Below are 11,972 nucleotides of genomic sequence, written 5' to 3'. Positions count from 1 at the left end.
GTATGAGAAAATGATCAACACATCATTCTTTCTATTTTTTAACATTTAGAGTTTTAAACTGGTTTTTCACCGATATTATAAATTAATGTAGCGTTTTTTGCTTTGCCCTTGCGAAGTCTTGAGTGTTTCGTCATTATTCGCCCTTAATTTTTAGATTTAGATGCGGTTTCAACCTCATCAACAATGCATACACAACATTTATCAAATAATAATTAAGGGTTATCTGTGAAGCAGACGTTAAAACTAACAGATATTATCGCGGTCGGCTTTATGCTTTTCGCGTTTTTCTTGGGTGCTGGTAACATCATCTTTCCGCCAATCGCTGGCCAACTTGCTGGAGAGCATTTACTACCAGCCATGACTGGCTTCCTTATTACCGCTGTCGGTTTACCATTGATGACGATTATTGCGATTGCTGTCGCGGGTGGTTCTTGGGAGCATTTAACCAAAGATTTGCCTAAACAAGCTGCAACTATCATGGCAGTGATGATCTTTATCATCATTGGTCCTGCCTTTGCAGCACCGCGTACCGGCCTTGTGGCGTATGAAATGGCAGTGAAACCATTTTTCATTGATGCGCAACAATCGCATTTGACACTATTTTCGATTCTCTTTTTTGTGATTGCGATGTTTTTTGCCTGGTCTCAAGGTCGGCTCATTGACATCATTGGTAAAGTGCTAACTCCTGCTCTATTTGTTGGATTAATTATTTTAGCCGTTGCGGTTTTTGTTGACCCGCAAGGTGAGATGGTGACTGCACAAGGCGAATACCTGACTCAGCCGTTGACGAAAGGTTTCCTTGAAGGCTACAACACCATGGATACGTTTGGCGCACTGATGTTTGGGATGTTAATTGTCGATGCACTGCGTAGCAAAGGCATTACTGAGCGCGCGGCAACCACAAAGTATTTAATCAGCGCGGCGTGTATTGCGGCGGTTGGTTTAGCTTTTGTCTATATTTCACTGTTTTATCTTGGCGCGACAAGCTCTGTGGTCGCTTTTGGTGCAGAAAATGGCGGTGCGGTGCTTAGCCAATATGTGCAAGCGCTGTTTGGCCCTTATGGGCAGATCGTGCTTTCTGTCATCGTGCTACTAGCCTGCCTAACCACGGCAATTGGTTTGATTTCAGCATGTTCAGATTACTTTTGCACATTGACTCCAATTGCGTATAAATCTTGGGTGATCATTATTGGTGTTGCTTGCGCTATCGTGGCAAACGTTGGTTTATCGCAATTGATCACGCTTTCTATCCCCGCACTGTATGCGCTTTATCCAGTTGCGATTGCCTTGATTATGTTGACCTTCTTGAGAGGGAAACTACCAAACCCAGCAGTGGCATACCGTGTTGTGCTACTTGTCTCTTTTCTTTTTGCGTTGATCGACGCGGCAAAAGTCGCTGGCGTTGATGTGTCTGCGTTCAATATGCTGCCACTGTTTGAGGTCGGCATGGGGTGGTTACTTCCTACACTCGCTGCGATGATTTGCATGTTCTTTATTGCAACTACCGTTCAACAAAGTGTGGTTAAAGAAGCGGCATAATCGCGTTTTTACTCGTAAGCATTAAAGAGGCTGAACACGATTGTTCAGCCTCTTTTTTTAGGCGTGCGCCAGCTTTTATTCCAAGAGATCAAACGAATTTTTCCTGTATCTTCGTCACATTTTTAAGTAGAATTCTTCGGTTAAATTCTACTCATAAATGTTGAGCAAACATGTTTGAAATCAATCCTATTAAAAACCGTCTTCAGGATGTGTCAGAGCGCACAAATATCCTGAGGGGGTATCTTTGACTACGACGCTAAGAAAGAGCGTTTAGAAGAAGTGAATGCAGAACTCGAGCAACCCAACGTCTGGAACGAACCTGAGCGTGCACAAGCGCTAGGTAAAGAACGCGCTTCGCTCGAAGCCATTGTCGATACCATTGATCAGTTAGATCAAGGTGTGGATGATGTGGAAGGACTACTGGAACTGGCTATTGAAGCAGAAGACCAAGAAACCTTCGATGAAATTGGCCCTGAACTGGATGAGCTGGAAACTAAGCTTGAACAGCTTGAGTTTCGCCGTATGTTCTCTGGCGATCACGATTCTTCAGATTGCTATATTGATCTGCAGTCTGGTTCGGGCGGCACCGAGGCTCAAGACTGGACATCAATCCTGCTACGCATGTATTTACGTTGGGCAGAAGCGAAAGGCTTTAAGACTGAAGTGATTGAAGTGTCTGAAGGTGATGTTGCTGGTCTAAAAGGCGCAACAGTGCGCATTATCGGTGATTACGCTTATGGTTGGTTACGCACCGAAACTGGCGTACACCGCTTGGTTCGTAAATCGCCATTTGATTCGAGTGGCCGCCGCCATACCTCTTTTGCCTCTGCGTTTATCTATCCTGAGATTGATGAAAATATTGCTATCGACATCAACCCAGCCGATCTTCGTATCGATGTTTATCGCGCTTCGGGAGCGGGGGGTCAGCATGTTAACACCACCGAATCGGCGGTGCGTATTACGCACATTCCAACCAATACCGTTGTTCAATGCCAAAACGATCGTTCGCAGCATAAAAACAAAGACCAAGCGATGAAACAATTGCGTGCAAAACTGTTTGAACTTGAGTTACAAAAGCAGAACGCAGAAAAGCAAGCCAATGAAGATGCGAAATCTGACATTGGCTGGGGAAGCCAAATCCGATCTTATGTATTGGATGACTCCCGAATCAAAGACTTACGCACTGGCGTTGAAAACCGTAATACCCAAGCGGTATTAGATGGTGATTTAGACAAATTTATTGAAGCAAGCCTGAAATCAGGCCTTTAATGCTTTTTTACCGACATATAAGGTACATGTAAAATGACTGATGCTGTTCAAAACGAAATGAATCAAGAGCAAATAGCGCAAGAAGAGAACAAACTCATCGCAGAGCGTCGCAGCAAGCTGGATCACATCCGTAAGAGCTGTAAAGCGAATGGCCACCCAAATGACTTTCGTCGTGACAGCCTTGCGAGCGATCTTCAACAGCAATTCGGTGAAAAGAGCAAAGAAGAGTTAGAAGCCTTAAACCATGTTGTGGCGATTGCGGGTCGTATCATGGCGAAACGTGGCCCTTTCCTTGTTATTCAAGAAACCTCTGGTCGTATTCAAGCTTATGCTTCAAAAGAGGTTCAAACTGAGCTGAAGGAAAAATACCAAGGTCTAGACATTGGTGACATCATCGGCGTGAAAGGTGCGTTGCACAAATCTGGCAAAGGCGATCTTTACGTTAATATGGAAGAGTACGAATTGCTGACAAAGGCACTTCGTCCGTTACCGGAGAAGTTCCACGGTTTGACTGACCAAGAGATGCGCTACCGCCAACGTTATGTGGATTTGATTGTTAATGAAAGTTCACGTAATGCGTTCATTGTTCGCTCTAAAGTAATGACTGCAATTCGTAACTTCATGATCTCAAAACAGTTCATGGAGGTAGAAACGCCAATGATGCATGTGATCCCTGGCGGTGCTAGTGCGCGTCCATTCATCACTCACCACAATGCGCTCGACATGCCAATGTACTTGCGTATCGCACCTGAGCTTTACCTTAAGCGTTTAGTTGTGGGTGGCTTTGATCGCGTGTTTGAAATCAACCGTAACTTCCGTAACGAAGGTCTTTCTCCTCGCCATAACCCTGAATTTACCATGATGGAATTCTATATGGCATACGCAGATTACAATGATCTGATGGACTTTACTGAGGAGCTATTGAGTTCAGTTGCACTTGAAGTTTTGGGGTCAACGTCAATGCCTTATGGTGATGAAACGGTAGAATTTGGTGGTCAATATGCTCGCATGAGTATGTTTGAAGCCATCAAACACTACAACCCAGAGCACGCTCAAATCCAAGCGTTAACGGAACAGGATCTGCAAAACCGTGAGCTCATGGTATCTATCGCGAAATCGGTTCATGTAGACGTTGAACCTTTCTGGACTTGTGGCCAACTGCTTGAAGAGATCTTCGGTGAAACGGCTGAACCTAAGTTGATGCAACCGACCTTCATCACTGGATACCCTGCAGATATTTCACCATTGGCGCGTCGTAGCGATAACAACCCATTCTTCACCGACCGTTTTGAGTTCTTCATCGGTGGTCGTGAAGTCGCCAATGGCTTCTCTGAGCTTAATGATGCTCAAGATCAAGACGAGCGCTTCTTAGCGCAAGTGAATGCCAAAGATGCTGGCGACGATGAAGCCATGTTCTACGATGCTGATTATGTTGTTGCGTTAGAGCACGGTCTCCCACCAACGGCGGGTCAAGGCATTGGTATTGATCGTTTGGTGATGTTGCTCACCAACACCCATACGATTCGTGACGTTATCCTATTCCCTGCGATGCGCCCACAGCAGTAATTGCTACTTTCGTTCCGATAAACCGCCTAAATAGGCGGTTTTTTTTTGCATTAGTTTGAAAAATTTTGTTCACTAGCGTGGACTAACAGACAACAATTTCGAAAGGATTATGAAATAGTTCCCTATATTAAATGGCAAAGTGCTTATTTGTTGTCTAGTCTTATGATTGAGACAGACTACAGCGCCAAGTCTCGTTAATGTAACAGCCGTTTAATGTGCCAAAAGTAGCACTGCATATAAATTTAAAGATAAGGAATAATAGATGGGCACTCAATTCCGAATGGATTCTGTCCCTGGTTCGCTTGTCGTCGTTGGTGGGACATACGAGCCTTGGTTATCTGTACTTGAACAGGTTGGTTGGCGTTGTACACAATGCGCAGATTTACGTAAAGCGGATGCCTTGTTTGCAGAAACAGGCCCATGCATTGGTATTGTTGATTTGAGCCATGATGAATTCAGCCTCAATGGCATTGCCAATTTGGTCAGCAACCATAAACAAGTACGTTGGTTGGCGTTCATTCGCGAATCACAGTTGAGCTCGGATACGATTTGCCAATTCATTGTTAACTTTTGTATCGACTTTTTTACGGCGCCGATTCCCGATGCGCAGCTACTGAGCACCATTGGACACCAACTTGGAATGCTTAAGTTAGAGAAAAAAGTATGGCCACATTATGGATCAACAGGGGATATTGGTTTAATTGGTGAGTCCACTCCCATGAAGCGCTTGCGTGATCAGATCAAACGCATCGGCCCTACAGATGTCAGTATCCTCATTTATGGGGAAAATGGAACGGGCAAAGAGACGGTCGCGAGAGCGGTACACAAAACCTCGTCTCGCGCACAAAAACCTTTTATTTCAGTGAATTGCCGAGCTTTATCGGAGAGCCGCTTTGAATGTGAGCTGTTCGGTATTGGTTGTGAAGACTCATCTCAAACTTCATTATTGGAGCGGGCAGATGGCGGGACGATCCTACTCAAAGATATTCTCACGCTACCTAAAAGCCAACAAGCTAACCTCTTGCGCTTCCTGCAAGAAGGAACGATAGAAACTTCAACGGGTGTCAAAGAGGTGGATGTGCGTATTTTGGCCGCCAACTCTTCCGATATTGAAAAAGCGCTGATTGATGGCAATTTTAACGAAGAGCTGTACCACTATATCAACGTATTGCGTATTAATGTCCCGAGCTTAAAAGAGCGGGCGGGTGATATTGCTTTACTGGCACGCCACTTCTTGCAGGAGTATTCAAAAGAGTTTAACGCGCAGGCGCGCAGTTTTACTGAAGAAGCGGCGCGTTCATTGGCTCGTTATCACTGGCCGGGTAACGTTCGTGAGCTGATGAATCAGATCAAACGTGTGGTGCTGATGTCCGATTCAGTCATGTTGGATGAATTGCAACTCGACTTACCAAAACGCAGTGATGGTAAGCGCAGCCTAAAAAGCATTCGTGAGCGTTCAGAGCGAGATGCGCTATTACTGGTTTTAGAATCGAACTCAGGGCAAGTCTCAATGGCCGCCAAAGAGCTAGGTGTATCTAGAGCTACTATGTATCGCTTGCTTAATAAACATAACTTAATCACTGAAAATACCTATTAACTTGATGATTCTTCAAGTAAAAATGGTCACATTTAATCCATGTGGCCATTTTTTATAATCATATCTTTTGCGAATAAGTTATTCTCTAGCTGAATGTGTCACTTATTTGCTGTCATCGGCTTTCATTTTAGGTTAATGCATTGTTTTTTAATTGTTTGAAAATTAAGAGTTGAATAATCACCTCAGTTGCATAGAATTTAACCGTGAGCCGTGCTCACACACTCATTTCACTTTGGATTAACTATTTGCTTGGAGGCGCAACATGAATCATTTCGTTTTTGTTCATACTGTTCGCGTTTCTATCGATCTTACTGCGCCTAAATCGTCTCTTACTACAGACGCCTGTCGTATGTTTGATGATAAAAAAGGCACCGATTTTTAGTTAATCCGTAACCTTGAGATAGGCTGCGGAAAATGGCAGCTTATCAAAGTGTTGATCCACCTTGTTTGCCCCCATTTTTCCAGCCGTCAACGTTTAGTTTACTACTGGAGAATACTCATGCGTCATTCAATTTATTTACAACTTGCTACTTTACTGGTCCGTGCTGATTTACGCCGTGAAGAGCGTCAATGGCAACGAAATGTTCGCCGTCATGCTTTTGAGCTGCCTTTTAATAGCCAACACTTGCTTAAAGATATTGGCTTAGAAAGTGATGGACGCGCTATTGGCGTTTCTGTCCCTGACTCAATTAAAGCTGAACGTCATATTCGTCATCTTCGCCGTGTGTTAAGTATGCGAATAACAACGTAAAACGAGGGGCTAGTGGCTTCGCTAGCCCCGAAGATATCTACGGACAAGGGTTGGAGTAAGTCGTCCCAATCTCTTGAATTTTAAGAAGCAATTCATTACTGAGTACGACATCTAAACTATCGATATTTGTTTTCAACTGCTCTAGGTTTGTCGCGCCAATGATATTGGATGCGACAAACGGACGTTGATTGACAAACGCCAACGCCATCTGTGCTGGATCAAGGCCATACTGGTTAGCAAGCTCAACATAAGCGTGAGTGGCTTGTACACCTTGCGCCGTAAAATAGCGAGAAAAGCGTTCAAATAGGCTGCACCGAGCACCGTCAGGTCTTGCGCCATTTAAATATTTACCACTCAGGCAACCAAACGCCAGTGGCGAGTAAGCCAGCAGTTGAACACCTTCGAAGTGGCTAATCTCAGATAAGCCAATTTCAAAGCTGCGATTCAGTAAATTATAAGGGTTTTGGATAGAGACAATTCTTGCTAGATCGTGTTTTTCTGCCAATTTTAGCAACGTCATCACACCCCACGGGGTATCATTTGACACACCGATGTAACGCACTTTTCCAGCCTTGACGAGATCATTAAGCGCTTCGAGCGTTTCGATTAAAGTGACTTCTTCTTGCTGATCAGGATAAGGGTAGTTAAGTTGGCCGAACATGTTCGTTTGGCGTTGAGGCCAATGTAATTGATACAAATCGACATAGTCTGTTTTTAAGCGTCTTAAACTATCATCAATCGCTAAATGAATGTTGCGTCTATCAAGTGACATCTTTTCGCGGATGTGAGGCACGTTACGCGGGCCTGCCACTTTAGTCGCTAACACCACTTTTTCACGTTTACCTGATTTTTCTAACCAGTTGCCAATATAGCTTTCGGTCAGACCTTGGGTTTTACCGTTGGGGGGAACTGGGTACATTTCCGCAGTATCGATGAAATTCACACCTTGGTCTAAGGCGTAATCGAGCTGCTCAAAGGCTTGTTGTTGGCTATTTTGTTCACCAAAAGTCATGGTACCTAAGCAGATCTTGCTCACTTCCAGTGTGGAATGAGGCAGTTTGGTGTATTGCATATTCCTTCCTTGATGCTCTCGCTGGTGGAGTGTGTGACGTTTTTACTATAAGCGAAGATGGCAGTGAAACGGAAACGAATTGTGCAGTGAAAGATCAAACGGTTACGTTTTTTCATGAGCAATAACGAGCACTTTTAAATAAAGTGTTGCTCAAGAATGCTCGCGGTAAATTGAGTTCGAAGATAAAAGCCTCGTGGCAGGGTTTTGATAGGTTTGCCATTAGCACCGTAGGCTTCGGTTAATGCTCGCCCGTTTGCCGCTTTTGGCCTGAGCTGTAATACTTCACCGTGCTTAGCGGTGATCTGCTCAACTTTGCCAAGAACGATGAACTCCATCAGTTCTTCCCAATCATTTTTTAGCTGCTGTTCTTGTGCAGGAGAAGGGCTCCATAGCAATGGCGATCCGACATGGCGCTGGGCTAGGGGGATCTCTCGCTCACCCTCTATTGGGATCCACAGTACTCGAGAGAGTTTATTTCGCACGTGGCTTTGCTCCCATGTTAAACCATGAACACCGGTGAGTGGGGCCACACACACAAACGTTGTTTCGAGCGGTTTTCCAGTGTAACTGATTGGAATACTTTTGAGCTCGATACCTAATTGCTCGAAATCTTGCTGAGGTTTGCTGCCTGCTGTTGCACCCAAATGCCACTCTAATAGCTGACCGACCCATCCTTTATCTTTTTTTAAGTCAGGGGGCACGGTCATCTTGGCTTCTTCGGCCAGTTGACTAAAGCTTAAGCCTGCAATGTCTTGGGCTCTAAGCATTAATTCATGTTCAGTTTTAGGTGCAGGTTTCATGATACTTTGAATGATAAAAACGCGATTGTAGCAAATTCTTATACACAATGTGCTGTCGTTTCTTTTGCTTAAAAGATCATCGCAATTCAAGTTATCCACAGGTTGATCGGGAAAATATTCCATTTTTTGTTTGTCTGTATGCATTTACAGGGTTTTGCTTGAGAGAGTGGGCCTCTTAATCAGTAAATCTTATTTCTACTAGAGTGGGGGTGTGGATAACGAGCTAATTGGTGGATCTTTGAGCATGTTGTGAAAGGATCAATTTTTTGTTAATCGCAACGTAATGTGAATAATGGAAAATCCAATTAATTCATTGTTTTTAATGTATTTAATTTATTATTATCTTTTTTATATTGGTCCGTATTCTTTTGCTTTTTGGGGAAGTAAGTCGCTATCTAGAGATTCTTCACATAGTTACTCACAGAAAAGGTGAATAAATGTGGCTGGTGTCGCATTATTTTGTTGATAACTTTAAATTTGATGAAAAGTTATCCAGTTAATGATTAGGAATACATAAATCTCGTGTTAATCACACTAGTAAGTTTGCTCCTATTGGGGATATGTGGAAAAATCAAAGCAATTAAGATTTTACTAGAGGTTGGCCAGTGATCGATGGCGATGGTTACCGACTCAATGTTGGTATTGTGATTTGTAACAACCATGGTCAGGTATTCTGGGCGAAACGATACGGACAACACTCTTGGCAGTTTCCACAAGGTGGAATTGACGACGATGAAACTCCTGAACAAGCGATGTTTAGAGAGCTTTACGAAGAGGTTGGGCTTACAAAGAAAGATGTGAAAATCATAGCAACAAGCCGTCATTGGTTAAGATATAAATTACCAAAACGGCTCGTTCGTTGGGATTCTCAACCTGTCTGTATTGGGCAAAAACAGAAATGGTTTCTTCTGCGCTTAGAGTGTGATGAATCAAGAATCAACATGCAGCGCGGCAGTACCCCTGAATTTGATGGTTGGCGTTGGGTCAGTTATTGGTATCCAGTGAGGCAAGTAGTCTCTTTCAAGCGAGATGTTTATCGTCGCGCCATGAAAGAGTTTGCATCATTCGCGATGCCATTTAAAGAACGTAATAACAAAGGTAAGCGCAAAAATAAAAGAGGATAGACATGCTCTCTCAGCTAAGGGAAATAGTTGAACAAGTATCCAAGGTAGAAGATGTACACCAAGCCTTGGATATTTTGGTTAAGCAAACGTGCAATGCGATGAGTACCGAGTGTTGCACTGTCTATCTTGCTAACGAAGAAAAACATCGTCTAGAACTGATGGCAACGCAAGGCTTAAAGTTCAAAGGCGACAAAATCCACATCGGTTTTGACGAAGGTTTAGTGGGCTTAGTGAAACGTTCAGCTGAGCCAATCAACATTGCTGAAGCGTCGAAACATCCTAATTTTAAATACTTCAAACAGCTTGGCGAAGAGGTGTATCAAAGCTTTCTTGGTACGCCGATTATTCATCGCAAGCGAGTATTGGGTGTCTTGGTCGTGCAGCAAAAAACACCTCGCTTATTTAGTGAGATGGAAGAGTCTTTTATTGTCACTCTGGCGGCGCAAGTGGCCGTGATTATTGCTCATGCTCAAACACAAGGGCAGTGGCTGCTTTCGAAAAAGCAGTTATCCACCAGTGGCATTGCTGCGTCATCTGGCATCGCGATTGGTGAGTTTTGGTGGGATGACACCCAACCTCAACTGTCTGATGTTTACCCCGCCTCAACGCTCGATATTGAACGAGAACAAGAGTGGCTAGTGCTGGCGGTAGAAAGTGCCTTGAACGATTTTCGTCGTTTAAGAAAAAAACTCGATAGTGATATTAATAAAGATGCGTTAGCCATCTTCGATCTCTTTACTCATCTACTCAATGATCCGATGCTACGCAACGATCTGAAAAGCCAGATCCAAAAAGGCGATCGTGCAGATTGGGCATTACGGCAGGTTGTGGAGAGTTATTCCAACCGTTTTGCGAAGATGTCAGATGTTTACTTACGTGAGCGTGCACAGGATATTCGTGAGCTAGGTCAGCGACTGCTATTTTTTTTGCACAACACTGAGCATGATCAGCAGCAACTTGATAAACCGATCATTTTGGTGGTACGCGAACTTACTGCTTCAATTCTCGCCGCTATTCCTAAAGATAAATTACTGGCGGTGGTCTCTTTAGAAGGGGCTGCCAATTCCCACGCCGCAATATTGTCACGGGCGCTGGGCATTCCCGCAGTGATGGGAATTTCACTTAATCTCAAGGAGATCAACGGTAAAAAGGGCATTGTCGATGGTTATAGCGGCAAGGTTTTTATCTCACCAAATAGACAAATTCTGGCGGAATATCGCGCTTTAGCTTATGAAGAAAGCGAACTTTCTCAAATGGTTAATGAAACCATTGCAGAAGCTCCTTTTACGCAAGATGGCACACGTATTGAAGTGATGCTCAATGCTGGATTAAGTGCGGATACCAACATCGCAATTAACCAAGGGGTTGATGGTGTCGGGCTGTATCGAACCGAAATTTCCTTTTTGCTGCAACATCGCTTTCCATCAGAAGAAGAACAAGTGCAGCAGTATCGCAGCGTTTTGAATGCTTATCCTGATAAACGGGTGGTGATGAGAACGTTAGACATTGGTGGCGATAAAGCACTGCCTTATCTACCCATTGAAGAAGACAATCCTTTTCTTGGTTGGCGAGGCATTCGTTTTACGCTCGATCATCCCGATATTTTTTTGATTCAACTGCGGGCGATGATGCGTGCCAGCGGCGATAACCAAAATCTCAGCATTTTATTGCCCATGATTTCAGGAACGAAAGAGTTGGACGACGCAATGCGGTTGATTGAGCAAGCGTATCGAGAAGTTTCTAGCGTTGATGATCGGATCATAATGCCCAAGATTGGCATTATGATTGAAGTACCATCGATGATTTATCTTCTACCATTGATTGCGAGCAAAGTGGACTTTGTTTCGGTTGGAACCAACGATTTAACCCAATATTTGTTGGCCGTTGATCGGAACAATGCACATGTTGCTGATGTCTATGACTCCATGCATCCAGCGGTGGTGATGGCGCTTAAACAGATTTTAGAGACTTGCCAGTCTCATCGTATACCTGTTTGTGTGTGTGGTGAGTTGGCCGGAGACCCTATCGGTTCACTGTTATTAATTGGTTTGGGTTATCGCATGCTAAGTATGAATACCTCCAACGTAGCCAAGGTCAAATATTTAGTGAGGCACTCTCAATTAGGACAATTACGGCAACTTGCTGACAAAGCGTTGATGCAACCTTACGGCAACGACATTTATAATATGATGCACTCATACTTTGAAGATAAAGGCTTTGCTGGCTTTATCCGCGCAGGAAAAAAATAGGAACC

Annotated in this window: 9 protein-coding genes; 7 read left to right on the top strand and 2 right to left on the bottom strand. The window is 43.8% G+C overall.

The features are described 5' to 3' along the window. The first annotated feature begins 225 nt into the window (after positions 1–225). The 5 genes from brnQ (at position 226) to AACQ42_RS06810 (ending at position 6,722) form a co-directional block, all read left to right on the top strand. Positions 226–1,539, top strand: a complete 1,314-nt coding sequence (gene brnQ, locus AACQ42_RS06830; RefSeq protein ID WP_013857601.1) for a branched-chain amino acid transport system II carrier protein — start codon at positions 226–228, stop codon at positions 1,537–1,539. 170 nt (positions 1,540–1,709) lie between these two features. After that, a protein-coding gene (gene prfB, locus AACQ42_RS06825) for a peptide chain release factor 2 (protein WP_096000859.1) occupies positions 1,710–2,808 on the top strand; the annotation gives its coding sequence in 2 pieces (ribosomal slippage) (positions 1,710–1,784 and positions 1,786–2,808; 1,098 coding nt in all). A 33-nt stretch (positions 2,809–2,841) separates the two neighbouring features. Then, positions 2,842–4,374: a lysine--tRNA ligase gene (gene lysS / locus AACQ42_RS06820; protein ID WP_094144774.1), complete on the top strand. Its 1,533-nt coding sequence runs from the start codon at positions 2,842–2,844 to the stop codon at positions 4,372–4,374. Positions 4,375–4,636: 262 nt separating this feature from the next. Beyond that, positions 4,637–5,971: a cyclic-di-GMP-binding transcriptional regulator VpsR gene (vpsR, locus tag AACQ42_RS06815; protein ID WP_064624479.1), complete on the top strand. Its 1,335-nt coding sequence runs from the start codon at positions 4,637–4,639 to the stop codon at positions 5,969–5,971. Between the two features lie 499 nt (positions 5,972–6,470). Further along, positions 6,471–6,722, top strand: coding sequence for a hypothetical protein (locus AACQ42_RS06810; protein WP_010319130.1), 252 nt, complete (start codon positions 6,471–6,473; stop codon positions 6,720–6,722). A gap of 37 nt (positions 6,723–6,759) precedes the next feature. On the opposite strand, the gene AACQ42_RS06805 is transcribed toward AACQ42_RS06810, so the two are convergent. Both AACQ42_RS06805 and mutH read right to left on the bottom strand, forming a co-directional pair. Beyond that, positions 6,760–7,794, bottom strand: coding sequence for an NADP(H)-dependent aldo-keto reductase (locus AACQ42_RS06805; protein ID WP_013857595.1), 1,035 nt, complete (start codon positions 7,792–7,794; stop codon positions 6,760–6,762). Positions 7,795–7,928: 134 nt separating this feature from the next. Further along, positions 7,929–8,594 (bottom strand): DNA mismatch repair endonuclease MutH, encoded by a 666-nt coding sequence (gene mutH / locus AACQ42_RS06800; protein WP_026028083.1) that lies wholly within the window; start codon positions 8,592–8,594, stop codon positions 7,929–7,931. Positions 8,595–9,199: 605 nt separating this feature from the next. On the opposite strand from mutH, the gene rppH reads away from it, so the two are divergent. Together rppH and ptsP are read left to right on the top strand one after the other, a co-directional pair. Continuing rightward, positions 9,200–9,718, top strand: coding sequence for an RNA pyrophosphohydrolase (gene rppH, locus AACQ42_RS06795; protein ID WP_010319133.1), 519 nt, complete (start codon positions 9,200–9,202; stop codon positions 9,716–9,718). Positions 9,719–9,720: 2 nt separating this feature from the next. Continuing rightward, positions 9,721–11,967, top strand: a complete 2,247-nt coding sequence (gene ptsP / locus AACQ42_RS06790; protein ID WP_088720923.1) for a phosphoenolpyruvate--protein phosphotransferase — start codon at positions 9,721–9,723, stop codon at positions 11,965–11,967. Positions 11,968–11,972 lie beyond the last annotated feature (5 nt).

Origin of the sequence: Vibrio sp. V12_P9A6T4, assembly GCF_963874835.1 — a bacterium.
Classification (GTDB): Bacteria; Pseudomonadota; Gammaproteobacteria; order Enterobacterales; family Vibrionaceae; genus Vibrio; species Vibrio anguillarum.
The sequence above is the reverse complement of the archived record's forward strand: the minus strand, read 5'-3'. Positions and strand labels throughout refer to the sequence as shown.

What these genes read in the sequence shown, in the direction of transcription:
- AACQ42_RS06805 (WP_013857595.1), bottom strand. Translation starts at nt 7,794, where the DNA reads ATGCAATACACCAAACTGCCTCATTCCACACTGGAAGTGAGCAAGATC.
- vpsR (WP_064624479.1), top strand. Translation starts at nt 4,637, where the DNA reads ATGGGCACTCAATTCCGAATGGATTCTGTCCCTGGTTCGCTTGTCGTC.
- AACQ42_RS06810 (WP_010319130.1), top strand. Translation starts at nt 6,471, where the DNA reads ATGCGTCATTCAATTTATTTACAACTTGCTACTTTACTGGTCCGTGCT.
- lysS (WP_094144774.1), top strand. Translation starts at nt 2,842, where the DNA reads ATGACTGATGCTGTTCAAAACGAAATGAATCAAGAGCAAATAGCGCAA.
- mutH (WP_026028083.1), bottom strand. Translation starts at nt 8,594, where the DNA reads ATGAAACCTGCACCTAAAACTGAACATGAATTAATGCTTAGAGCCCAA.
- ptsP (WP_088720923.1), top strand. Translation starts at nt 9,721, where the DNA reads ATGCTCTCTCAGCTAAGGGAAATAGTTGAACAAGTATCCAAGGTAGAA.